Origin of the sequence: Roseobacter sp. OBYS 0001 (genome assembly GCF_019654895.1) — a bacterium.
Taxonomy (GTDB): Bacteria; Pseudomonadota; Alphaproteobacteria; order Rhodobacterales; family Rhodobacteraceae; genus Roseobacter; species Roseobacter litoralis.
The window spans coordinates 212369-234051 of sequence record NZ_BPES01000003.1 but is presented as its reverse complement, the minus strand read 5'-3'; the positions used below and the strand labels follow the sequence as shown (position 1 = coordinate 234051).

Here is a 21683-nt window from a genome sequence, read left to right as displayed (position 1 = left end):
CATCTATGCGCGCCGATGCCCTGCAAGGAAGCGCAGCGCGCAGGCGGCAACAATCATGTAGGACACGCGTAAGATGCGCGCAGGTTAGTCGGCGCGCGCAACGAAGTCGCGCTGTTACACGGGCATCAAGGCCCAGTAATCGAGGTCCAGCAGCACGTTGGGCAGGTATTTCCCATCCTCACCGCGCAGATCAAAGGGGGCGCCGCCCTTGGTCGCCACCAGACGCAAACGGATCGCGCCAACGCCCGGCGCAGATGTTTCGGCCTTGTCCAGCACTTCGGACCAGGCGCGCACAGTATCACCGCTGACACAGGGGTTCGCATGCGCGCCGCCATTCAGCCCCACGATCATCTGCGCATTCGCCAGCCCGTTAAAGCTGAGCGTGCGCGCCATCGAGATCACATGCCCCCCGTAAATCAATCGCGAGCCATCCGGGCGCGCCGAGGTGTCAAAGTGAACCTTGGCGGTGTTCTGCCACAGCCGGGTCGCCATCATGTGTTCTGCTTCTTCTATGGTGACGCCGTCCACATGATCAATCGTCTCACCCACCTCGTAATCACCCCAGCGATGCGGCTCACCGGCGAGGGTGAAATCATAGTTCGTGAAATCCAGACCGCGCGGGATCACCAGCGTATCCGGCGCGACCACTTTGGCAAGGTCCGGCACCACCGGTTCGGGCGCATCCGCCTCCGGGTCCCGTTTGCGCACCATCACCCAGCGCACATAGTCCATGACCGTTTCGTCGTTCTGGTTCAGGCCGGTGGTGCGCACCCAGACCACGCCGCTTTTCCCGTTGGAATTCTGCTTGACCCCGATGACCTCGGATCGTGAGCGCAGCGTGTCCCCGGGCCAGACCGGCAGATGCCAGCGCCCTTCGGCATAGCCGAGATTGGCAATCGCGTTCAGCGACACATCCGGCACGGTTTTGCCAAAGACCACATGAAAGGCGATCATGTCATCCAGCGGGCTGAATGGCATCCCACAGGTTTGCGCAAACTGGTCTGATGAATAAAGTGCGTGCCGCGCCGGATAGAGCATATGATAAAGCGCGCGTTCGCCCATTTTGACCGTGCGGGGCACTGCATGATTGATCACCTGCCCGACCGCATAGTCTTCGAAAAAGCGGCCGTCATTGGTCTTGGTGCGCATCAGTGCTCTCCGAGTTTGGTGTCAGCGGTATAGGTGCCGGGTGCCTCTTTCGTGACCGCCTGCCCGCAGCGCATGACACCCGCACGATGGTCCCACGTCTGCGTCGGACTGCCGTGCAAGGACCAGCCTTTGTTCAACGCATCCGTGACTTTATGGCAAAAGGCGGAAGTATCCTCCGCTGAGAGGAAGCGATAAAGTATCATGCGCAATGCTCCGGGGTTAGGTCGGGAATGGCCAGACGCCCGCCCATATGTGAACGGCTGAAATGAGCCCGTAGAGAACCAGCGTGATCACTGCCAGACGCACGCGCGTCGCCATGCCCGCCCGCTCAGGTGCGGTCCACTCAGGTTCTGCCTTGTTGATCAGGATCACCGACCCCACGGCCCAGGCAAGCAGCCCGCCGAACAGAATAATCGACGCGAGATCGCCATTTACCAGCAAATGCGCCAGCGCCCAGATCTTGAACCCTACCAGCTGCGGGTGACGCAGTTTGTACGCAGGCCACGCCTTGGCGCCCTTCGCAGCGCTCGATCCATAGACCCAGAGCGCAAAGAGCATCAGCGTGTTGTTGACGTGCATCATAAAGGCAGGAGGTTGCCAGACGGGGATAAAGTCTGCAGCCCGGTACCCCATCACCATCAAAACCAGCGATGCGACAATCGCAACGGCGGCGACACCCTTGCCCGCGTTTCCCATCGCCGCGCGCTGTTGTGGCATCAGGCGTTTGAAATAATGTGCGGCGATCCAAAGGATCAGGCCGGCGATCAGGAGTAACATTTTGCTACCTCGCGTTCAGGGTTGCTATTGCGTCCCTTTTTGCCAATGTTTCGCGCGCAGTTGCAACATGCAGATTTTCAACGATCCGGCTGTCGACCACGGCAACCGCCTGACCTTCGGCCAATGCAGCCTCATAAGCGTCAATCTGACGCTTGGCGAGTTCGACTTCTTCTTCCGTCGGTGCAAAGGCTGCGTTCGCGATTGCGATCTGTGCGGGATGGATCAGCGTTTTTCCGTCAAAACCCATGTCGCGGCCCTGATCACATTCGACCTTCAGCCCCTCATCATCTTTAAAGGCATTATAAACACCGTCCACAACCGCAACGCCATGCGCCTTGGCGGCCAACAGGCACAGGCCCAGCCCGGCCATCATCGGCAAACGATCCGAGCGGAACCGCGTGCCCATGTCTTTGGCAAGATCGTTGGTGCCCATAACGAGCCCTGCGCAGCGCTTGTGGCTGGCAATTGCGGCGGCATTCAACATGCCAAGTGGCGTTTCCATCATCGCCCACAGCGGCAAATCACCGGTGAGCGCCGCGAGCGCCTCAAGGTGCTCCGGTCCATCCACTTTTGGCAGCAACACCGCATCCGCGCCCATGTCAGTCGCCGCCTTTGCATCCGCGACACCCCAGGGCGTGTCGAGCGCGTTGACCCGTACAATTTTCAGGCGCGCGCCATAGCCGCCCTCAGACAGCGCCTGTGCGAGCGTATCGCGTGCGCCTGCTTTTTCATCAGGCGCCACCGCGTCTTCGAGATCAAAAATGATCGCATCCACGTCCAGACTGCGTGCCTTGACCAAAGCGCGCGGGTTGGACGCAGGCAAGTACAGGACGGACCGCAGGGGTCGGTTGGAATGTGACATGAAACAGCTCCGATCGTGACCGCGACGCCGGAAGCCTGTGCCAAAAGACCGAGGCATCAGCGCGCCTTATAAACTTGCGCGAATTCGTATTATTTTTGGAATTGAACATCAAGCATTTTCTCGCTGCAGTGCAGAAAGCCTCAAATTGAAACTGTTTGCGCGCGTGGTCTTTACGATTAGTTCAACTCTGTAACGGATGCTTCAGGGGTCGCTCAACAGACCTGTGCCCAGTGCAGAAAAAACTGCCGCCCGAAAATGGCCGGACACACCCGCAGCGACTGCATACCAACCGGATTAATCCGGTCACTGCCGGAAAACCGGTCTGACCAGAAGGTCAAATTTCAACTTACTCTTGAGGCAGATAGACATGAAACGCACTGTAAAAGTACTGCATCTTGGCGCGCTCACCGCAGCCGCTGCTCTTTACATCGTATCCAGCCATAGCGCGGCTGCCGAAAACCCGCGCAATTGTGGCCCGCGCGAGGCGGTTGTAGACAGGCTTGCCGAAGGATACGGCGAAACCCGCCATTCCATGGGCCTTGGCGCTAACAACTCTGTTGTTGAGGTCTTCGCATCAGAGCGAACCGGCACTTGGACGATCACCGTCACAACGCCCAATGGGCTGACGTGTCTGGTGGCATCAGGGCAGTCATTTGAACAACTTGACGAAGTCCTGCCAGTCAAAGGCGAAGACGTGTAACCGCGTCACTCTGATACGGCGCTTCAGTCTTGCATGGCGCAGCCGGATAAGGCTCCCATCGATGCCGGCGTCGCCTTGGCTCAGGTCAGCCCGTCCCAAATCAGCTTGGTGCCCGTGACGGTCAGCAAAACATACGTCAGCGCAAAAAACGCGCGTTCGGGCACCACAGCATGTGCTTTGACACCAAGCCAGGCCCCCAGAAATGCGAAGGGGGCCAGCACCAGATTGGCGGTCGCCGTTTGCAAGGTGAACATGCCAAGAAACGCATAGGGAATGAATTTCGCAATATTCACGGCCCAGAACACCAGCACCGTGGTTGCCTGATATTCCGTTTTGCCTAGTTTCTTCGACAGCAGGTAAATCGCGGCGGGCGGCCCCCCCGCGTGGCTCACGAAGCTTGTGAATCCTGCAACCGCACCCGCGAAAACGCCCGCCGCGGGGGACAGCATCTTGGTTGCAGCTTTAATGAAACCATTCGCGGTCGCGATCTGCCAGATCACAAACCCAACCGAGATCACGCCAATCAGCACGCGGAAAACATCCGGTTCGGTCAGTTTGTACAAAGCTGCCCCAAGTGCCACGCCAGGCAGTGCGCCCAGAATCAGCAAAATCGCTGCCTGCATATCCCACTTGCGCCAATACGGCCGCAGCGTACTGGCGTCGATCAGCATCAACAGAGGCAGCATCACCCCCAGAGCGAGGCCGGGCTCCACGACCAGTGCCAGAATGCTCGCCGAGGCAAAGGCGGCGCCTGATCCAAATCCCCCCTTGGAAATCCCCGCGAATATAACGGCCGGTCCTGCGATCAGGAAAAATGTCAGGTCGAGTGTCAGCATCCCTGCCTTTAAGACCCATACACAGAGCATTGTCCAATGCTATCAGCGGGGGCCAATGATTGGTTCGATCCTCTAAGTAAACTTGCGCAAGCCGCGTTCATTCGCTAGCAGGGCTACGAAATCAACCGAACGCGGAGCATCTTCAAAATGGCAAGACCCAAAATCGCACTGATCGGCGCAGGCCAGATCGGCGGCACGCTCGCCCACCTCGCAGCCCTCAAGGAATTGGGCGACGTCGTCCTCTTCGACATCGCCGAAGGCGTCCCGGAAGGCAAAGCGCTGGATATCGCCGAAAGCGGCCCATCCGCCAAATTTGATGCCAAAATGTCGGGTACACAATCCTATGCCGATATCGCAGGCGCGGATGTTTGCATCGTGACCGCTGGTGTTGCACGCAAACCCGGCATGAGCCGCGATGACCTTCTGGGGATCAACCTCAAGGTGATGAAATCTGTCGGCGAAGGGATTGCCGCACATGCACCCGATGCATTCGTGATCTGCATCACCAACCCGCTCGATGCGATGGTCTGGGCCCTGCGCGAATTCTCGGGCCTGCCGCACGAAAAAGTGTGCGGTATGGCGGGTGTCCTTGATTCGGCACGCTTCCGGCATTTCCTCGCGGATGAATTCGATGTGTCCATGAAAGACGTCACCGCCTTTGTTCTGGGCGGTCATGGGGACACGATGGTACCGCTGGTGCGCTATTCGACCGTGGCAGGCATTCCACTGCCGGATCTGGTCAAGATGGGATGGACCACACAAGATAAACTGGATGCCATCGTGCAACGCACCCGCGACGGCGGTGCCGAAATCGTCGGCTTGCTGAAAACCGGCTCTGCGTTTTATGCGCCTGCCACATCCGCGATCGAAATGGCCGAAAGCTACCTCAAGGACCAGAAACGCGTGCTGCCCTGCGCGGCCTATGTTGATGGTGCTTATGGCCTGAAGGGCTTTTATGTCGGCGTGCCAACCGTGATCGGCGCAGGCGGCATTGAACGCGTGGTCGAAATCTCGATGAACAAAGATGAGCAGGCGATGTTCGACAGCTCCGTCAGCGCGGTCAAAGGACTGGTCGCAGCATGCAAAGGCATCGACGACAGCCTGTCGTAAGCTCCGCAGTTCAGACACAAAAAAATGCCCCGGAAATTTCCGGGGCATTCTTTATTTAGTCTTAAGGTTGGTTCAGGCCGCTTTACGTTTGCGACGCGCCATGAAGCCAAGACCACCGATACCCGCCAGCAAGAGTGGCAGTGCCGCAGGAACAGGAACCGCAGAGATTGTCGCACCGTCAATGACGAACGCGTCGTTTGTTGCTGTATCCATTACCACGGTTGCCGTATCAAAAAAACCGCCGAGGTTGATCACTACGAGCTGTTCGTTGTTGTTCGCTTGACCTGTCAACGTTTTCTCAACGCCGCCCGCTGTCACTTTGAAGACAGTGCCATTGATGTCCGCCGCATCACCTACAGCGAACACAATTCGATTGAACTTGAAAGTTGGGTCTGCGCTGCTGAATACATCCCAAACAATTCCAGCGGTGTCGTTCGACGACAACGACTTCGTGCCATTATCTGGGACGAGCTGACCTTGACCATTAATCGGTGTGGTGTTCAACGCCAAGTCCATACATGGCGTTGATCCAGACTGAGTACCACAGGTGCTGCCAGACCCGGTCCCGCCAACGCTTCGAAACTTGCCGACCAATGTCGAAGTTGTTGGGTCCCAAACGTTTGGAGTGGCGGGAATGAAGTTCTCAAAGTTTTCGACGATCCCACCATTCGTAACTGACGCGAATGCTGTGTCGCTGAAAGTCGACAACGTAATGTTTGGAATGGTTGCCGCACTCGCGCTGACGCCAACTAGGCTTGCCAGTGCAACACCCGCTGCCAGCGTGGCTGATTTAAATTTGTTCATTTAATTTCTCCTACAAGTAATAGCGCCTTTTCCCACTGATCCGGACGCTGAACACAATTAACGAGGACACAATTCACCGCACCCTTCACTGTTTATTAAACCACTTTAAGGCAGCGGTTAACAACAAATTAACGCACATAAGCGCAAGTTTAGAATGGAATTCTCGCTCTACTAGAAAATCGACCCGCATTTTGATGTTTAATCAATTTTTAGTAGAAACAGGGTGGCACATCTTTCTCTGCCATTGGCCCGCCCGCCGATGCGCGCAGTGATTCGATTCTTCCTCAGCGCCGAAACACTGCACTTCACTTTTTGTGATCACACGCTGAAAAACTGTGATCACAAAAGCAACAGAATACCATTTTTGTCCGCTTTTTACCGATAATCCGGTTCACTCAGCCTGAGAATTCGATCTAGGTTGCGCTAATCGAAATCTGACAGGACGCTGACATGAACATCCACGAATACCAAGCCAAAGCCCTCCTCCGCAGCTATGGCGCACCGGTCTCTGACGGGCGCGTCGTGCTCAAGGCTGAAGACGCCAAGACGGCAGCGGGAGAGCTTGATGGACCGTTGTGGGTGGTCAAAGCGCAAATTCATGCGGGCGGTCGTGGCAAAGGGTCGTTCAAGGAAGCCGACGCTGGCGAAAAAGGCGGTGTGCGTCTGACGAAATCCGTGGCGGAAGCCGCCGAGGAAGCGAAAAAGATGCTCGGCCGCACATTGGTGACGCATCAGACAGGCCCCGCAGGCAAACAAGTCAACCGCATCTACATCGAGGACGGGTCGGGGATTGAAACCGAACTTTACCTCGCGCTTTTGGTGGACCGCCAAACCAGCCGCGTCAGCTTTGTCTGCTCAACCGAGGGCGGCATGGACATCGAAGAGGTCGCCGCCTCAACTCCGGAAAAAATCCTGTCTTTCTCCGTTGATCCCGCGTCCGGCTATCAGGCTTTTCATGGGCGCCGCATCGCATTCTCGCTCGGCCTGGAAGGCAAGCAGGTCAAACAATGCGTGGGCCTGATGGGCCTGCTCTACAATGCGTTCATGGAAAAAGACATGGAAATGCTGGAGATCAACCCGCTGATCGTCACCGATAGCGGCGATCTCAAGGTCCTTGATGCCAAGGTGGCTTTTGACGGTAACGCGATGTACCGCCATGCGGATATTTCCGAATTGCGCGATGTCACCGAGGAAGACAGCAAGGAACTGGAAGCCTCCAAATACGATCTCAACTATATTGCTCTGGACGGTGAAATCGGCTGCATGGTGAACGGCGCGGGGCTGGCGATGGCAACAATGGACATCATCAAGCTCTATGGCGCGGAACCTGCGAACTTCCTCGATGTGGGCGGTGGTGCAACCAAGGAAAAGGTCACCGAAGCGTTCAAGATCATCACCTCCGACCCGCAGGTCAAAGGTATTCTGGTGAACATCTTCGGCGGTATCATGCGCTGCGATGTGATCGCCGAAGGCGTCGTCGCCGCGGTAAAAGAAGTCGGCCTCAAAGTACCGCTGGTTGTCCGCCTCGAAGGGACGAATGTGCAGCAGGGCAAGGATATCATCAACAACTCCGGCCTTGATGTGATCGCCGCCGACAACCTCAAGGACGGCGCGCAGAAAATCGTGAAGGCCGTGAAGGGGTGATGCACCACCCCGGAAAAGCGCGGGCGCGTCTGGTTGCTTCGCTTGTGGCAATGGCTTTTCTTACGGTGGCTTGCGGCCCTTCTCCCGAAGCCGTTGAGAAAGCCTCGTTCACCCTTGAAGAAACCGATGTAGCGGTATCGTTGTTTTCGACAGCCTGCCTTGAGACGCTGCCGAGCTTCGACCGGTTCGAGCAGGTCATGGCCGCCCAAGGATTGACATTAACCGCAAACGAAGATGGCAAAAAGTTATACAAGACCGAAGGGGCCAAACCGATATTAGCGCTTCATGGGACCGAGGGCCCAGCCATAGCATGTGGTGTGGGCTTCCTTGGGCCGGACGATTTTGCCGCGGTTGGGCAGAAATTCCTGACCAAGGCAGAGCGACAAACAGGAGGAGCGGCGAAAGAACGTTTTCCCAGTTCTTATTTTCAATTCGCAGTTCAACTCAGGAATGGCAGCGTAATGTCACATGAAGCCAGTAGAAAAGGTATTCGGATCCACCATATCTTTTTCATATCGACGCCGGTACCACGCAGCGAAGTCGCCTCATACATTTACAACTAGGCATCCCGGAACAACCAATGCCCATACACAGATTGTCCATAGGAACATCTTTTGCGCCAATGATCCGCGCCCTTGCTATATCCCTCTGCCTTGCAGGTCCTGCCGCAGCGCAGGCGCCCAGCGCGATCCTGACGGATCTTTGGAACGACTTTTCCAGCACGTGCGCGCCGTTTCTTGCAAATCCTGTGGCTGCCATGGCCCAATCTCCGGCAAACCTGCAGTATCTCAGGCAGGAGCAATCCGCAGATGGTCGCCTGTTTCGGCGTCATCAGGGGCGCTGGGGGCTCGGCCAGTATCGCCTCGTTGAGGTCGCCGTTGGCACGCAAGCGGCGCATGTCTATTGCCAGATCGCCCGGACCAGTCCCGATCACAACTTCAACTCTGATGCCATGGAAGCCACCCTGCGCCAGATCCTGCCTGCTGACGGTAGCATGCGGCTTGCAGGTGGTCCCACGCGCATAACATTGATGGACCCAAACGACGATGCCGAAGGGGACGTGGATGGCATCTCACAAACCTACAGGAAATTCCTTCTCGAAGGGGCACTTGGCCCGCGCTCTGATCTTATTCTGATCGAAATGAGTTCCCCGCAGGTGCTGTTCACCGTGTCCGCAACCGTCCCGCTGGAGGACGTGCAATGATCCGGCGCGCCGCCCTGTTCATACTCACTTGCGTAACACTGATGCCCTTGCAAGTCGCGGCACAAGGCAGCTTGAAAGTTGCGACCCAGAACATGCGGCTCGCCTTTGAATTGTGCCTGCGCAACTACCGCACGCCGCAGGACATGCCCTTTGCGTTTTCCAGCACCGGCTTCACGCTGGGCAAGGGCCTCGATGAGGGCGTTACCGAATTCACCGCTCCCGGTGTTTCCGGCGTTTTCAAGGCCGGGTATTGCATGATGCAAACAACTGATGTCCCGCTGGCGATCGCCGAAGAGATGGGCCAGCGCACTGCTGAAACGCTCTTTCCGGGCAAGGTCACGCTGGGCAATCCCGAACGCAACATAAACCAACCCGTCGCCCCCTGTGACGGGCTGTCGATCTTTGCGACGCAAATGCTCATCCGCGTCACCTATTCTGCCGCTGGCAACAGTGGCGATTGTCTCAATGATGGCACCAGTGCCATCGCCATTAAAATGTAAGTCAAAGGAAACAAAATGGCCGTACTTATCGACGAAAACACCAAGGTGATCTGTCAGGGTCTGACCGGATCACAGGGCACATTCCATTCCGAACAGGCCATTGCATACGGAACAAAAATGGTGGGCGGCGTGACCCCCGGCAAGGGCGGGCAAACGCATCTGGACCTGCCAGTGTTCAACTCCGTGCATGAGGCGAAACACGCGACCGAAGCCAACGCCTCCGTGATCTATGTGCCGCCCCCCTTTGCCGCCGACAGTATCCTGGAAGCGATCGATGCCGAGATGGAATTGATCGTCTGCATCACCGAAGGCATCCCGGTGCTGGACATGATGAAAGTTCAGCGCGCGCTTGAGGGGTCCAAATCCCGACTGATCGGCCCAAATTGTCCCGGGGTTATCACGCCGGATGCGTGCAAAATCGGCATTATGCCCGGACATATCCACAAACGCGGATCTTGCGGGGTCGTTTCCCGTTCCGGAACGCTGACCTATGAGGCGGTCAAGCAGACCACCGATCTGGGGCTGGGCCAGTCCACCGCCGTGGGCATCGGTGGCGATCCGATCAAAGGCACTGAACACATTGACGTTTTGGAAATGTTTTTGGCCGATCCAGAGACTCAGAGCATTATCATGATCGGTGAAATCGGCGGCTCCGCCGAGGAAGACGCGGCACAGTTCTTGGCAGATGAAAAGAAAAAGGGCCGCTGGAAGCCGACTGCTGGCTTCATCGCGGGCCGTACGGCCCCTCCCGGCCGCCGCATGGGCCACGCCGGTGCAATCGTCGCCGGTGGCAAAGGCGGTGCCGAGGATAAAATCGACGCCATGCGCGCCGCAGGCATCGTGGTCGCCGACAGCCCCGCGACACTGGGCGAAGCGGTTCAGGAAGCGATTGCGAAGGGGTGAGCCGCGATCCGAGCATAAGCGAGGCGAAAGCGCCAATGGCGCTTTCGAGCGGCGAACGGGCGGAGCCCCGGCCAGCACTCAAGCGTTGGACTAGCGCAGAGAGGGCAGTGCCCGAACCGAGGGGTGGGAAGCGAAGCGCCCGCCCCGTGGGGGCGGTTCGGGCGCTGCCCGGCCGTACCCGCCAGGAGAAAAGGTGCGCTCAATGACCCTTACCGAATCCGTCAAAACCTGCTTTCGAAAATACTTCACGTTCTCCGGCCGCGCGTCTCGGTCCGAATATTGGAAGTTTTGGCTGTTTTGGCTTCTCATCAACGTAGCATTGGTACTTGTGAATTCTGCAATTTTTGGACCAGTCCACGAAATCGGGGTAGGCACTTGGACAGCGCCAGACGGTACACAAACCGTCGAGCCATTCAACAATACCATATACACTGGCGGTATCTTCGCGAATGTGTTCAGCCTCGCGGTACTTGTACCCGGTGTTGCGGTTGCTTGTCGACGTCTACACGACATCGGACGCAGTGGCTGGTGGCAAGTTATGCCGTTTGCGCTGATATTTGTTGTAACTGGCGCCGTTATTGTCATGTCAGTTGGCTGGACAGCGTTTCTTGCCGGCTTCAATACCCCGGGTGGCATCACCGTACAAAACCCTTCGGGCGCAGTTTTTGCAATTCTTCTGATTTTAGGCTCTTTCGCCATCTTGTTATTTTGGCTGTGCAAAAAATCCCAACCCGGCCCCAACACCTACGGTCCCAACCCACATGAGGTATCCCAATGACCGACCATCCCGCCAACGACCAGTTCCACGCCTCCAGCTTCATGCAGGGGCACAACGCGGAATATCTCGAACAGATGTATGCGCGCTATGCCAATGACCCATCGGCCGTCGATGAGGCGTGGCAGGCGTTTTTCAAGGCCATGGGCGATGATGAGGTCTCGGTCAAACGCGAGGCGTCGGGGCCATCCTGGGCGCGCAGCGACTGGCCGCCGCAACCCGCCGATGATCTGACCGCGGCACTCACCGGCGAATGGGCGCCGGAGCCCGAGGTCAAAGCGGCCGCTGGCAAAATTCAGGCCAAAGCCGCCGAGCAGGGTGTCGCAGTAACCGATGAGCAGATCAAACGTGCGGTGCTGGATTCCATCCGCGCGCTGATGCTGATCCGCGCCTATCGTATCCGGGGCCACCTTGTGGCCGATCTGGACCCGCTGGGCATGCGCGAGCAGACCCCCCACCCCGAACTCGATCCAAAATCCTACGGCTTTACTGAGTCGGACATGGATCGCCCGATCTTCATCGACAAGGTGCTTGGCCTTGAAATGGCGTCGATGCGCGAAATCCTGTCGATCGTGAAACGGACCTACTGCGGGACCTTTGCGCTGCAATATATGCACATCTCAAACCCCGAAGAAGCCGGCTGGCTCAAGGAGCGGATCGAGGGGTTCGGCAAGGAAGTCGCCTTTACCCGTGAAGGGCGCAAGGCGATCCTGTCCAAACTGGTCGAGGCCGAAGGCTTCGAAAAATTTCTCCACGTCAAATACATGGGCACCAAACGGTTCGGCCTTGATGGCGGCGAAAGCCTCGTGCCCGCGATGGAACAGATCATCAAACGCGGCGGCGCGCTGGGTGTGCGCGACATCGTGATCGGCATGCCCCACCGGGGGCGGCTGTCGGTGCTGGCCAATGTGATGGCCAAACCCTACCGCGCCATTTTCAATGAATTTCAGGGCGGCAGCTATAAACCTGAGGATGTCGACGGCTCCGGCGATGTGAAATACCATCTTGGTGCCTCATCTGATCGGGAATTTGACGGCAACTCCGTGCACCTCAGCCTGACCGCCAACCCCAGCCACCTTGAGGCGGTCAACCCGGTGGTTCTGGGTAAATGTCGCGCCAAGCAGGATCAAAACAACGATCCTGACCGCACAAGCGTCATGCCGATCCTGCTGCATGGCGATGCAGCCTTTGCCGGACAAGGCGTCGTGGCGGAATGTTTCGCGCTCTCGGGTCTGCGCGGGCACCGGACGGGCGGCACCATGCACATCGTGGTGAACAACCAGATCGGCTTTACCACGGCCCCGCATTTCTCGCGCTCCTCGCCTTATCCGACCGATAACGCGCTGGTGGTGGAATCGCCCATTTTCCACGTGAACGGCGATGACCCCGAGGCGGTCGTGCATGCGGCCAAGGTCGCAACCGAATTCCGCCAGAAATTCCACAAGGACGTGGTGCTCGACATCTTCTGCTACCGCCGGTTTGGCCATAACGAAGGTGATGAGCCGATGTTCACCAACCCGATGATGTACAAGAAGATCAAGGGCCACAAAACCACGCTCAGCCTTTACACCGAACGGCTGGTCAAGGACGGGCTGATCCCCGAAGGCGAGATCGAAGACATGAAGGCGGCGTTTCAGGCCTATATGAACGAAGAGTTCGAGGCCGGGAAAGAATACCGTCCGAACAAGGCGGACTGGCTCGATGGGAAATGGTCGCATCTGGACAAGCAGAAAAACCAGTATCAGCGCGGTAAAACCGCGATCTCCAAGGCAACGATGGCCGAGGTGGGCAAGGCGCTGTACACAGCACCGGACGACTATCCGATCCATAAAACGGTCGGCCGCCTGCTGGATGGCAAAAAGCAGATGTTCGACAACGGCGAAGGCTTTGACTGGGCGACCGCTGAATCACTAGCCTTCGGCTCGTTGCTGACTGAGGGCTATCCCGTGCGTCTTTCGGGTCAAGACAGCACACGCGGCACCTTTTCGCAGCGCCACTCCGGTCTGGTGAACCAGAACACCGAAGAACGCTACTATCCGCTGAACAACATCAAATCCGGACAGGCCCAGTACGAAGTCATCGACTCGATGCTGTCGGAATATGCGGTGCTTGGGTTTGAATATGGGTACTCCATGGCCGAGCCCAACGCGCTGACCCTCTGGGAAGCACAGTTCGGTGATTTTGCCAACGGCGCGCAGATCATGTTCGATCAGTTCATCAGTTCCGGCGAAAGCAAATGGCTGCGCATGTCGGGCCTTGTCTGCCTGCTGCCCCACGGGTTCGAGGGGCAAGGGCCGGAGCACTCCTCCGCCCGGCTTGAACGGTTCCTGCAAATGTGCGGTCAGGACAACTGGATCGTCGCCAATTGCACGACACCGGCCAACTATTTCCATATCCTGCGCCGTCAGATTCACCGCTCCTTCCGCAAGCCGCTGATCCTGATGACCCCGAAATCGCTGCTGCGCCACAAGCTCGCGGTCAGCACAGCCGAGGAATTCACCACCGGCTCCAGCTTCCACCGCCTGATGTGGGACGATGCGCAGCAGGGCAACTCCAAAACCAAACTGGTGCCGGACAAAAAGATCAAACGCGTCGTGATGTGTTCGGGCAAGGTCTACTATGACCTGCTTGAGGAACGCGACGAGCGCGGGATCGACGACATCTACATCCTGCGTGTTGAGCAGTTCTATCCCTTCCCCGCCCAATCTGCGGTCAAGGAGCTTGAACGCTTCAAACAGGCCGAGGTTGTCTGGTGTCAGGAAGAACCCAAGAACCAGGGCGCATGGACGTTTATCGAACCCAATATCGAATGGGTTCTGGGCCGCATCAAAGCCAAACACGCGCGGCCCATCTATGTTGGCCGCGCCACCTCCGCCTCGCCCGCGACCGGACTGGCGTCTCAGCACAAAGCACAGCAAGCAGCTCTCGTGAACGAAGCGCTGACGATTGAAGGAAACTAAGAAATGACCACTGAAGTACGCGTACCGACATTGGGCGAATCCGTGACCGAGGCCACCGTGGCCACCTGGTTCAAGAAACCCGGTGAGGCTGTGGCCGTGGACGAAATGCTCTGCGAGTTGGAAACGGATAAGGTCACGGTCGAAGTGCCCTCTCCCATCGCTGGCACATTGGGTGAAATCGTTGCCGCCGAAGGCGATACCGTCGGCGTAAATGCGTTGCTCGCGACAATCGCGGAAGGGGCCACAGCGGCTGCCCCCGCCGAAAAACCCGCCGCCGCCGCACCGGCTGCCGCATCCGCGTCTGTCGATGTCATGGTCCCCACATTGGGCGAATCCGTGACCGAGGCTACCGTCAGCACATGGTTCAAGGCCGTCGGCGACAGCGTGGCGCAGGACGAAATGCTGTGCGAATTGGAAACCGACAAGGTCAGTGTCGAGGTCCCCGCACCTGCCTCAGGTGTCTTGACGGAAATACTGGCCGCTGAAGGCGCAACCATTCAGGCTGGTGGCAAACTGGCGCTCCTGTCTTCGGGCGACGGTGCATCCGCCGCCCCGGCGTCAGCACCCGCCCCTGCCGCCGCAGCGGCCCCTGCAAGTGGCAGCAAGGACGTCGAAGACGCGCCTTCCGCCAAAAAAGCAATGGCAGAGGCCGGAATAAGTCCTGATCAGGTGACAGGCTCAGGTCGCGACGGGCGTATTATGAAAGAAGACGTCAGCAGCGCCATAGCTGCGGCCAATGCGGCCCCTGCCCCCGCAGCGGCCCCCGCGGCCCCGCGCGCGCCTGTCTCTGCGGATGACGCCAGCCGCGAAGAACGGGTCAAGATGACGCGCCTGCGCCAGACCATCGCCAAGCGCCTCAAGGACAGCCAGAACACCGCTGCCATGCTCACCACCTACAACGAGGTCGACATGACCGAGGTGATGGCCCTGCGCAACGAATACAAAGACCTGTTCTTTAAAAAGCATGGTGTCAAACTGGGCTTTATGTCTTTCTTTACAAAGGCCTGCTGCCACGCCCTGCGCGAGGTGCCCGAGGTCAACGCAGAGATTGACGGCACGGATATCGTCTACAAGAACTTCGTCCATATGGGGATCGCGGCGGGCACGCCCACGGGCCTTGTGGTGCCGGTCATTCGCGATGCGGACGCCATGTCGTTCCATGCCATCGAACAGGCGATTGCCGAGAAAGGCGCGCGCGCGCGCGACGGCAAGCTGTCGATGGCCGAAATGCAGGGCGGGACGTTTACGATCTCGAACGGCGGTGTTTACGGCTCGCTGATGAGTTCGCCGATCCTGAACCCACCGCAGTCGGGCATCCTCGGCATGCATAAAATTCAGGACCGCCCGATGGCCATCGGCGGCCAGGTGGTGATCCGCCCGATGATGTATCTGGCGCTCAGCTATGACCACCGGATCGTGGATGGCAAAGGCGCTGTGACCTTCCTCGTGCGCGTGAAAGAAGCGCTGGAAGACCCACGGCGTTTGTTGATGGACCTATAAGGATAATAAAATGAAAAGCTTCTTTAAATACTGTACATTTACAGCAATCGTGTTGCTTGCGGCCTGTACGCAACGCTCTGCCGATCCGCTCTCCGGTGATGAACTCCGCTCAAACCTTGTCGGGCAAAGCTTTAAATATAGTGGCCGCGATCGCGGCTCATATCTCTACTGGGGCACAATTGACATCCAGGAAGACGGTACTCTGAACTTCCTGTCGCCGGCGAGCCCCATACAACGTGGTTCCTGGCGTATCGTCGGCGACGATGTTTGTATCACTCTGGAAATCGTCGAGTCGGGTAAAGAAAAATGTGTCGCTGTTTACAGAGTGGGCGAAGACAATTTCGAGACCAGCGATGGCTACACACTGAGACCGTTGTAGCGTGTTGCAGCGCTTCACTTTTCATACCCCAGACGGAATGATTCAGGCCATTAAACTCAAAGGAACCTGAAAAAATGACCGAACTCACCATCCTCGCCCTCTACGGCCTTCTGGTCATCCTCACCCTGATCCTGCAGGCGACAGGTGCGATGACGCAGCTTGGCATGGGCTACTTGTTGGGGTCGCGCGATGAAGGGCGCACAGTGTCCGGCATCGCGGGGCGGCTGGAACGCGCACTGCACAACTCGATCCACGCGATGGTGCTTTTCGCGCCTGCTGTCCTGCTGATCGTTGTCACCGACAGCGCCACCAACCAGTCGCTTCTCGCCTGTCAGGCATTCCTGCTCGCGCGTCTCGTCTACCTGCCCGCTTATGCCTTCGGGCTCACGGGCATCCGCAGCCTTGCGTGGACGGTTGGCTTGCTGTCAACTGCACTCTTATACTTCCTGTCACTTTGAGGGGGCCACGTGACAACCCAATCATCAACGCCGCCAGAACCACCTGCATCCCCGCTGCTGAAACCTGTCTTGCGCTTCATCGCGTTTTGCATTGAAACGCCCGCAACAGCCGCGGTTCGGATCGCAGCTGTCATGACCCTGCTGGCCCTGTTGATCCATACCAAGGCCATCATTCTGGGTGCCTCTGCCACAGGTACCGGGTTTGCCGTGCTTTACGCCACATCTGCATGGGGCGTCGCGCTGTATCTGCGCGCACAGGAACGAGGCCGAAACGATGACACCTGAACTGACGGTCCTTGCCCTCGCAGCGCTGTTGCAGGTGGCCCAGATGGGGGCCTATTCGGTGGCGGGCAATATGCAGATTGATGCCAAAACGGCCTTTGGGCCGCGCGACACGCCGGTGCATCTCACCGGCGTTGCAGCTCGTTTGCAGCGGGCGATGAACAACCACTTCGAAGGGCTGATCCTCTTTTCGATTGCCGTGGGGGTTGTCTCGATCTCAGGGCAGTCCACAGGCTTTACCGCCGCCTGCGCCTGGGTCTATCTGGCTGCGCGCATCGCTTACGTGCCCGCCTATGCCTTCGGTCTCAGCCCATGGCGTTCGGTCATCTGGATGATCGGCGTCGCCGCGACAACCGCACTGTTGATTGCGGGACTTATTTGATGCCAGTTTATGCCCAACCGCGCCACCTGCGCACCGACGTAATACCGACGTGTCACCGACACGATACCGACGCCTGAAAACAAAGGAAAATACCATGGCCAGCTACGACGTGATCATCATCGGCTCAGGCCCCGGCGGCTATGTCTGCGCCATTCGCTGCGCGCAACTGGGTCTGAAAGTGGCCTGCGTCGAAGGACGCGACACGCTGGGCGGCACCTGTCTGAATGTCGGTTGTATACCGTCCAAAGCGCTCCTGCACGCGAGCCATATGCTGCATGAGGCAGAGCATAATTTCGCCGCCATGGGGCTGATGGGTAAAAGCCCGTCCGTCGATTGGAAAAAGATGATGTCCTATAAAGAAGACACCATCGGCCAGAACACCAAGGGCATCGAATTTCTGTTCAAAAAGAACAAGATCGACTGGCTGAAAGGCTGGGGATCGATCCCTGAGGCCGGCAAAGTCAAGGTCGGGGACGAGGTGCATGAAGCCAAGAATATCATCATCGCCTCAGGCTCCGAACCCGCCTCGTTGCCGGGTGTAGAGGTGGATGAAAAAACCGTCGTGACCTCAACCGGGGCACTGGAACTGGCGAAGATCCCAAAAAAGATGGTGGTGATCGGTGCAGGCGTGATCGGGCTGGAACTGGGATCGGTCTATGCGCGCCTCGGTGCTGAGGTCACGGTGGTCGAATACCTCGACGCGATCACCCCCGGAATGGACGCAGAGGTCCAAAAAACCTTCCAAAGAACGCTTAAAAAACAGGGCCTTAAATTCATCATGGGCGCGGCTGTGCAAAAGACAGAAAGCCTCAAGACCAAGGCGAAAGTACACTACAAGCTGCGCAAGGATGACAGCGAACATGTGCTGGATGCCGATGTGGTTCTGGTGGCCACGGGCCGCAAACCCTTCACCGAAGGGCTGGGTCTGGACACGCTGGGCGTCAAGATGTCTGCGCGGGGACAAATCGAGGTCAGCGCCCATTGGGAAACCAATGTGGCCGGCATCTATGCGATCGGCGACGTGATCGACGGCCCGATGCTGGCACATAAAGCCGAGGACGAAGGCATGGCCGCCGCCGAACAGGTCGCAGGCAAACATGGGCACGTGAACTACAGCGTGATCCCCGGCGTCATCTACACCCACCCCGAAGTGGCGAACGTCGGCATGACCGAGGAAAACCTCAAGGAAGCCGGCCATGCCTATAAGGTCGGCAAATTCAGCTTTATGGGCAATGGGCGCGCCAAGGCGAATTTTGCGGGCGACGGGTTTGTTAAAATCATCGCCGACAAAGAAACTGACCGCATCTTGGGCGCACATATCGTCGGCCCGGCGGCAGGTGATCTGATCCACGAAATCTGCGTGGCCATGGAATTCGGCGCCTCCGCCGAGGACCTCGCCATGACCTGCCATGCGCATCCCACCTACTCCGAAGCGGTCCGTGAGGCCGCACTGGCCTGCGGTAGCGGCGCAATTCACATGTGATCAGGACGCGCGCGGGCTACCACATGGTTTTAGCGGCCCGCGCGCCCCATGCCTGATCATAGGCGGTGCCACCCTCGGCCCCGTCGGTCATTTCCGACAGGATCTCGCCAACGGTGGGCACATCTTCGGACAGATCCTCACCAGACCACAGCCCCGCACGCATCAACGCCCGGGCGCATTGGGTGTAAATCTCCGCAATCTCAACAACGATGACAGTCGCAGGTTGACGCCCTTGCCGCTCAAACCGCGCGCGCAAGTCAGCGTCGTTGCTCAGCCACGCCGTGCCATTTACACGCACCACATTATGCGACCCCGGCACCACGAACATCAGCGACATGCGCCCGTCCTGTACGATATTGCGCAGCGAATCCAACCGGTTGTTGCCCCGCCAATCGGGCATCAGCAGCGTTCCGGGGTCCAGTTCCTGCACCACAGGGCCGTCATCCCCGCGCGGGCTGCCGTCGGTTCCCGCTGGCCCCACCGTGCTCAGCACGCAGAGCTTTGAGGCCATGATCCAACGGCGATAAAGCGGTGTCATCCGGCGCGCCACTTTGCGCAGCGCAGGGGCGCCGGGCGTGCCATAAAGCGACTCCAGCGCCGCAACGCTGGCGATCCGGCTAGGTGTCGTTTCCATCCCCAAACCCCGCTTCTGCCATCAAAGCATCGGAACGTGTCTCAACCACGTTTTCCAACTGTTTCATAAACGCATCACGCGGCAGGCCCGGCTCGATCACCGGCAAAAACTCAACCACCGCCACCCCCGGTTTGCGCAACAGCCCGTGTTTGGGCCAAAGGACCCCCACATTGGTGGCCACAGGCACACATGGCTGACCCAACTGTTCGTAAAGAATGCCCGTCCCCACCTTATACGGGCGCTTTTCACCCGGCGGGACACGCGTGCCTTGCGAATAAATGATCAGCTGTCCCGGCGTGCTGCGCCCGGCTTGCACATCCGCCACCATCTTTTCGATGGCCGCGCCACGTTTGCCGCGATCCACCGATACACAGTCCAGACGCCGCGCATAAAGCCCGATGATAGGCGTATAGAGTATCTCCTTTTTCATGATGAATTTCGCCGAGGGCAAGGCGGTAAAGATCATCATGATATCAAGGAACGACTGATGCTTGGCCGCGATCAGCGCCTCGCCCTCAGGCGGCGTCCCGCGCACTTCGCAACGCAGCCCGACCATCCACTTCGCCGTCCAGAACACATAGCGCGAATAGCCTTTGCAAGCGGCAAAGGCACCGCGTTTGTCCACCAATGCCCAAGGCGCGAACAACAAACCAATCATCGGCATCGCAATATACATTTGCGCAATGAACAGCACGGATCGCAGGTATTGAAACATCACGACAACTCCTTGAGGACGCGGCGGGCGGCCCAGCCCGTTGCGCTGAAGGCCACAGCAGCAGCAAGGGCCGGGATCAACAGCGGCAAGAGCCACTGAGCGCCCTGAAACCCAAGACCAGTGAGAAATCCGCCCGCATCCGAGGCGGGCGGCAAAAGCAACACCGCCCCCATGCCCAGCACCATACCACCAGCGGCACCGGCCACAGCCCGCAGCGTAAATCGGCGGATAAAAGCACGCGCAATAAACTGGTCGGTCGCCCCCACCAATCGCAGCACGCGAATGACTTGCGCATTTGCCGCCAGCGCCGCATTGGCCGCCAACGTCACCATGGCCGCCATGGTAACGGCCAACAGCAGCACCGACACGACGCCAAGCGCCTTGAGGCGGTTCGCCGATTGCACCAGTGGCGCGCGCCATTGTGTATGATCGTCAAAAACTGCCCCCGGCACCTCGGCCGCCAGTCGCAGCCGCAAACCCGCCGCGTCAAAGCCACTGTCTTCCTGAATGACTTCGATCAGTTGCGGCACCGGCAGAGTATCAATGTCCAGTTCAGGCCCGAACCATGGCGCCAGCAGAGCGCGTTGTTCTTCAACATCCAGCGCGCGGGCAAAGGCAACGCCAGCCGTGGTTTCAAGGATGCGCAGCGTCAGTGCTGTCTGGTCTTGCAATTGCTCTGACGGGGCAACAATGCGGATGGTGGCAGATTGCGCCAACTCATCCCCCCAGCGCGCCGCCAACCGGCCAGATGCAAGGCTGAGGGCCAGTGCGAACACCGCCAGAAAGGCCATGGCACCCGAAGCAAAGACGATAAGCTGCGCCGTGACCCCTGAGGGTGGCACAACGCGGTCAGCGCCGCGATCCCCCAGCAGTATTTCCTTGACGCCCATCACAGATCCGCCCCGGAAAGCTGCACCCGATTGTTTGCAATCCGCAGCACACGGGCCTGAATCTGAGATTTCGCCGCCCGGATCAGGCTGAGGTCATGGGTCGCGATCAGCACTGTTTTACCCATTTTGTTCAATTCGATCAGCAGGCGCAAAAGACGCTGTGACATCTCCCAGTCGACGTTGCCGGTCGGCTCATCCGCGATGATCACGTCGGGTGACATGATCACCCCGCGTGCCAGAGCCGCACGTTGGCGTTCGCCCCCTGAAAGCTCTGGCGGCATTGCCGTGGCGCGGTGGGTCAGGCCCACCCAGCCCATGAGCTCGATCAAGTCGTCATGCGCACCCTCTGCCCCACGCCCGGTCACATGCAGCGGTAGTGCAATGTTCTCCGCCACCGACAGATGATCCAGAAACTGGCAATCCTGATGCACAACACCGACGCGCCTTTGCAACAGGGCCATCTGTCCGCGATCAAGACCTGCGAGATCTGCGCCAAAGGCGCTAACCTGCCCGACCGACGGCAACAAAGCGCCGTAACACAGCTTGAGCAACGTGGTCTTTCCTGCCCCTGACGGACCTGTCAGAAAATGAAAAGAGCCCGGCGCAAGTGTAAGGGATATATCCGAAAATAATGCGCCACCACTATAACTATAAGCGACGTTGTCCAGCTCGATCACGTGACCTCCGGGTCCTTGCCTGAGGCTCTTGTGCCTCAGGTCTGGTCTGGTTTCAATGC

Annotated in this window: 25 protein-coding genes; 15 read left to right on the top strand and 10 right to left on the bottom strand. The window is 58.4% G+C overall.

The features are described 5' to 3' along the window. Positions 1 to 114 precede the first annotated feature (114 nt). The 4 genes from K5Q35_RS08875 to K5Q35_RS08860 are packed head-to-tail and all read right to left on the bottom strand — an operon-like array spanning position 115 to position 2788. Positions 115 to 1149, bottom strand: a complete 1035-nt coding sequence (locus tag K5Q35_RS08875; protein ID WP_013962951.1) for a MaoC family dehydratase — start codon at positions 1147 to 1149, stop codon at positions 115 to 117. Then, the gene (locus K5Q35_RS08870; protein WP_220799297.1) at positions 1149 to 1352 is read right to left on the bottom strand and encodes a DUF1737 domain-containing protein; all 204 of its coding nucleotides are present in this window, start codon (positions 1350 to 1352) and stop codon (positions 1149 to 1151) included. Before K5Q35_RS08870 ends, K5Q35_RS08875 begins: the two co-directional genes overlap by 1 nt. 16 nt (positions 1353 to 1368) lie before the next feature. Further along, positions 1369 to 1926, bottom strand: coding sequence for an NnrU family protein (locus K5Q35_RS08865; protein ID WP_013962953.1), 558 nt, complete (start codon positions 1924 to 1926; stop codon positions 1369 to 1371). A gap of 4 nt (positions 1927 to 1930) precedes the next feature. Then, positions 1931 to 2788 (bottom strand): CoA ester lyase, encoded by an 858-nt coding sequence (locus K5Q35_RS08860; RefSeq protein WP_220799296.1) that lies wholly within the window; start codon positions 2786 to 2788, stop codon positions 1931 to 1933. A gap of 367 nt (positions 2789 to 3155) precedes the next feature. Between K5Q35_RS08860 and K5Q35_RS08855 the strand changes: the two genes are divergently transcribed. After that, positions 3156 to 3488 carry a hypothetical protein gene (locus tag K5Q35_RS08855; protein WP_013962955.1) on the top strand — a complete coding sequence of 111 codons (333 nt, stop codon included), beginning with the start codon at positions 3156 to 3158 and terminating at the stop codon, positions 3486 to 3488. Positions 3489 to 3568: 80 nt separating this feature from the next. On the opposite strand, the gene K5Q35_RS08850 is transcribed toward K5Q35_RS08855, so the two are convergent. Then, positions 3569 to 4324: a sulfite exporter TauE/SafE family protein gene (locus K5Q35_RS08850; protein ID WP_220799295.1), complete on the bottom strand. Its 756-nt coding sequence runs from the start codon at positions 4322 to 4324 to the stop codon at positions 3569 to 3571. A gap of 147 nt (positions 4325 to 4471) precedes the next feature. On the opposite strand from K5Q35_RS08850, the gene mdh reads away from it, so the two are divergent. Further along, entirely contained in the window at positions 4472 to 5434 is a 963-nt protein-coding gene (gene mdh, locus K5Q35_RS08845; RefSeq protein WP_220799294.1) for a malate dehydrogenase, read from the top strand. Positions 5435 to 5506: 72 nt separating this feature from the next. Here mdh and K5Q35_RS22640 read toward each other — a convergent pair whose 3' ends face one another. Next, positions 5507 to 6238 carry a VPLPA-CTERM sorting domain-containing protein gene (locus tag K5Q35_RS22640; RefSeq protein ID WP_259650503.1) on the bottom strand — a complete coding sequence of 244 codons (732 nt, stop codon included), beginning with the start codon at positions 6236 to 6238 and terminating at the stop codon, positions 5507 to 5509. Positions 6239 to 6688: 450 nt separating this feature from the next. Between K5Q35_RS22640 and sucC the strand changes: the two genes are divergently transcribed. The 13 genes from sucC to lpdA all read left to right on the top strand — a co-directional run bounded on the left by sucC (position 6689) and on the right by lpdA (position 18708). Further along, entirely contained in the window at positions 6689 to 7882 is a 1194-nt protein-coding gene (sucC, locus tag K5Q35_RS08835; RefSeq protein ID WP_220799293.1) for an ADP-forming succinate--CoA ligase subunit beta, read from the top strand. Continuing rightward, positions 7882 to 8445, top strand: coding sequence for a hypothetical protein (locus tag K5Q35_RS08830; protein WP_220799292.1), 564 nt, complete (start codon positions 7882 to 7884; stop codon positions 8443 to 8445). Before sucC ends, K5Q35_RS08830 begins: the two co-directional genes overlap by 1 nt. A 59-nt stretch (positions 8446 to 8504) precedes the next feature. Next, positions 8505 to 9086, top strand: a complete 582-nt coding sequence (locus K5Q35_RS08825; RefSeq protein WP_220799291.1) for a hypothetical protein — start codon at positions 8505 to 8507, stop codon at positions 9084 to 9086. Next, a complete protein-coding gene (locus K5Q35_RS08820) occupies positions 9083 to 9586 on the top strand; it encodes a hypothetical protein (protein WP_013962962.1) in 504 nt (167 codons plus the stop codon). Before K5Q35_RS08825 ends, K5Q35_RS08820 begins: the two co-directional genes overlap by 4 nt. 15 nt (positions 9587 to 9601) lie before the next feature. Further along, on the top strand, positions 9602 to 10489 hold the full coding sequence (gene sucD / locus K5Q35_RS08815) for a succinate--CoA ligase subunit alpha (protein ID WP_013962963.1): 888 nt from the start codon (positions 9602 to 9604) through the stop codon (positions 10487 to 10489). A 202-nt stretch (positions 10490 to 10691) separates the two neighbouring features. Beyond that, positions 10692 to 11267, top strand: coding sequence for a DUF805 domain-containing protein (locus tag K5Q35_RS08810; RefSeq protein ID WP_220799290.1), 576 nt, complete (start codon positions 10692 to 10694; stop codon positions 11265 to 11267). Then, complete coding sequence (locus K5Q35_RS08805) at positions 11264 to 14224, top strand: 2-oxoglutarate dehydrogenase E1 component (protein ID WP_220799289.1); 2961 nt, start codon at positions 11264 to 11266, stop codon at positions 14222 to 14224. The genes K5Q35_RS08810 and K5Q35_RS08805 overlap by 4 nt, the downstream gene beginning before the upstream one ends. Before the next feature lie 3 nt (positions 14225 to 14227). Then, positions 14228 to 15724 (top strand): 2-oxoglutarate dehydrogenase complex dihydrolipoyllysine-residue succinyltransferase, encoded by a 1497-nt coding sequence (odhB, locus tag K5Q35_RS08800; protein WP_220799288.1) that lies wholly within the window; start codon positions 14228 to 14230, stop codon positions 15722 to 15724. Between the two features lie 10 nt (positions 15725 to 15734). Next, positions 15735 to 16103 (top strand): hypothetical protein, encoded by a 369-nt coding sequence (locus tag K5Q35_RS08795; RefSeq protein WP_220799287.1) that lies wholly within the window; start codon positions 15735 to 15737, stop codon positions 16101 to 16103. 74 nt (positions 16104 to 16177) lie between these two features. Further along, positions 16178 to 16561 (top strand): MAPEG family protein, encoded by a 384-nt coding sequence (locus K5Q35_RS08790; RefSeq protein WP_220799286.1) that lies wholly within the window; start codon positions 16178 to 16180, stop codon positions 16559 to 16561. A 9-nt stretch (positions 16562 to 16570) separates the two neighbouring features. Continuing rightward, the gene (locus K5Q35_RS08785) at positions 16571 to 16846 is read left to right on the top strand and encodes a hypothetical protein (RefSeq protein ID WP_013962968.1); all 276 of its coding nucleotides are present in this window, start codon (positions 16571 to 16573) and stop codon (positions 16844 to 16846) included. Continuing rightward, positions 16836 to 17225: an MAPEG family protein gene (locus K5Q35_RS08780; RefSeq protein WP_013962969.1), complete on the top strand. Its 390-nt coding sequence runs from the start codon at positions 16836 to 16838 to the stop codon at positions 17223 to 17225. The genes K5Q35_RS08785 and K5Q35_RS08780 overlap by 11 nt, the downstream gene beginning before the upstream one ends. 94 nt (positions 17226 to 17319) lie before the next feature. After that, positions 17320 to 18708 carry a dihydrolipoyl dehydrogenase gene (gene lpdA / locus K5Q35_RS08775; RefSeq protein ID WP_220799285.1) on the top strand — a complete coding sequence of 463 codons (1389 nt, stop codon included), beginning with the start codon at positions 17320 to 17322 and terminating at the stop codon, positions 18706 to 18708. A 16-nt stretch (positions 18709 to 18724) separates the two neighbouring features. Here lpdA and K5Q35_RS08770 read toward each other — a convergent pair whose 3' ends face one another. From K5Q35_RS08770 to K5Q35_RS08755, 4 genes are read right to left on the bottom strand one after another with little or no spacing between them, the layout of a single operon-like run. Then, entirely contained in the window at positions 18725 to 19342 is a 618-nt protein-coding gene (locus K5Q35_RS08770; protein ID WP_220799284.1) for a pyridoxamine 5'-phosphate oxidase family protein, read from the bottom strand. Then, complete coding sequence (locus K5Q35_RS08765) at positions 19326 to 20057, bottom strand: 1-acyl-sn-glycerol-3-phosphate acyltransferase (RefSeq protein ID WP_220799283.1); 732 nt, start codon at positions 20055 to 20057, stop codon at positions 19326 to 19328. The genes K5Q35_RS08770 and K5Q35_RS08765 overlap by 17 nt, the downstream gene beginning before the upstream one ends. Further along, positions 20057 to 20947: an ABC transporter permease gene (locus tag K5Q35_RS08760; protein ID WP_013962973.1), complete on the bottom strand. Its 891-nt coding sequence runs from the start codon at positions 20945 to 20947 to the stop codon at positions 20057 to 20059. The genes K5Q35_RS08765 and K5Q35_RS08760 overlap by 1 nt, the downstream gene beginning before the upstream one ends. Next, the gene (locus K5Q35_RS08755) at positions 20947 to 21624 is read right to left on the bottom strand and encodes a cell division ATP-binding protein FtsE (RefSeq protein WP_220799282.1); all 678 of its coding nucleotides are present in this window, start codon (positions 21622 to 21624) and stop codon (positions 20947 to 20949) included. The genes K5Q35_RS08760 and K5Q35_RS08755 overlap by 1 nt, the downstream gene beginning before the upstream one ends. Positions 21625 to 21683 lie beyond the last annotated feature (59 nt).

What these genes read in the sequence shown, in the direction of transcription:
- K5Q35_RS08875 (WP_013962951.1), bottom strand. Translation starts at nt 1,149, where the DNA reads ATGCGCACCAAGACCAATGACGGCCGCTTTTTCGAAGACTATGCGGTC.
- K5Q35_RS08870 (WP_220799297.1), bottom strand. Translation starts at nt 1,352, where the DNA reads ATGATACTTTATCGCTTCCTCTCAGCGGAGGATACTTCCGCCTTTTGC.
- K5Q35_RS08865 (WP_013962953.1), bottom strand. Translation starts at nt 1,926, where the DNA reads ATGTTACTCCTGATCGCCGGCCTGATCCTTTGGATCGCCGCACATTAT.
- K5Q35_RS08860 (WP_220799296.1), bottom strand. Translation starts at nt 2,788, where the DNA reads ATGTCACATTCCAACCGACCCCTGCGGTCCGTCCTGTACTTGCCTGCG.
- K5Q35_RS08855 (WP_013962955.1), top strand. Translation starts at nt 3,156, where the DNA reads ATGAAACGCACTGTAAAAGTACTGCATCTTGGCGCGCTCACCGCAGCC.
- K5Q35_RS08850 (WP_220799295.1), bottom strand. Translation starts at nt 4,324, where the DNA reads ATGCTGACACTCGACCTGACATTTTTCCTGATCGCAGGACCGGCCGTT.
- mdh (WP_220799294.1), top strand. Translation starts at nt 4,472, where the DNA reads ATGGCAAGACCCAAAATCGCACTGATCGGCGCAGGCCAGATCGGCGGC.
- K5Q35_RS22640 (WP_259650503.1), bottom strand. Translation starts at nt 6,238, where the DNA reads ATGAACAAATTTAAATCAGCCACGCTGGCAGCGGGTGTTGCACTGGCA.
- sucC (WP_220799293.1), top strand. Translation starts at nt 6,689, where the DNA reads ATGAACATCCACGAATACCAAGCCAAAGCCCTCCTCCGCAGCTATGGC.
- K5Q35_RS08830 (WP_220799292.1), top strand. Translation starts at nt 7,882, where the DNA reads ATGCACCACCCCGGAAAAGCGCGGGCGCGTCTGGTTGCTTCGCTTGTG.
- K5Q35_RS08825 (WP_220799291.1), top strand. Translation starts at nt 8,505, where the DNA reads ATGATCCGCGCCCTTGCTATATCCCTCTGCCTTGCAGGTCCTGCCGCA.
- K5Q35_RS08820 (WP_013962962.1), top strand. Translation starts at nt 9,083, where the DNA reads ATGATCCGGCGCGCCGCCCTGTTCATACTCACTTGCGTAACACTGATG.
- sucD (WP_013962963.1), top strand. Translation starts at nt 9,602, where the DNA reads ATGGCCGTACTTATCGACGAAAACACCAAGGTGATCTGTCAGGGTCTG.
- K5Q35_RS08810 (WP_220799290.1), top strand. Translation starts at nt 10,692, where the DNA reads ATGACCCTTACCGAATCCGTCAAAACCTGCTTTCGAAAATACTTCACG.
- K5Q35_RS08805 (WP_220799289.1), top strand. Translation starts at nt 11,264, where the DNA reads ATGACCGACCATCCCGCCAACGACCAGTTCCACGCCTCCAGCTTCATG.
- odhB (WP_220799288.1), top strand. Translation starts at nt 14,228, where the DNA reads ATGACCACTGAAGTACGCGTACCGACATTGGGCGAATCCGTGACCGAG.
- K5Q35_RS08795 (WP_220799287.1), top strand. Translation starts at nt 15,735, where the DNA reads ATGAAAAGCTTCTTTAAATACTGTACATTTACAGCAATCGTGTTGCTT.
- K5Q35_RS08790 (WP_220799286.1), top strand. Translation starts at nt 16,178, where the DNA reads ATGACCGAACTCACCATCCTCGCCCTCTACGGCCTTCTGGTCATCCTC.
- K5Q35_RS08780 (WP_013962969.1), top strand. Translation starts at nt 16,836, where the DNA reads ATGACACCTGAACTGACGGTCCTTGCCCTCGCAGCGCTGTTGCAGGTG.
- lpdA (WP_220799285.1), top strand. Translation starts at nt 17,320, where the DNA reads ATGGCCAGCTACGACGTGATCATCATCGGCTCAGGCCCCGGCGGCTAT.
- K5Q35_RS08770 (WP_220799284.1), bottom strand. Translation starts at nt 19,342, where the DNA reads ATGGAAACGACACCTAGCCGGATCGCCAGCGTTGCGGCGCTGGAGTCG.
- K5Q35_RS08765 (WP_220799283.1), bottom strand. Translation starts at nt 20,057, where the DNA reads ATGTTTCAATACCTGCGATCCGTGCTGTTCATTGCGCAAATGTATATT.
- K5Q35_RS08760 (WP_013962973.1), bottom strand. Translation starts at nt 20,947, where the DNA reads ATGGGCGTCAAGGAAATACTGCTGGGGGATCGCGGCGCTGACCGCGTT.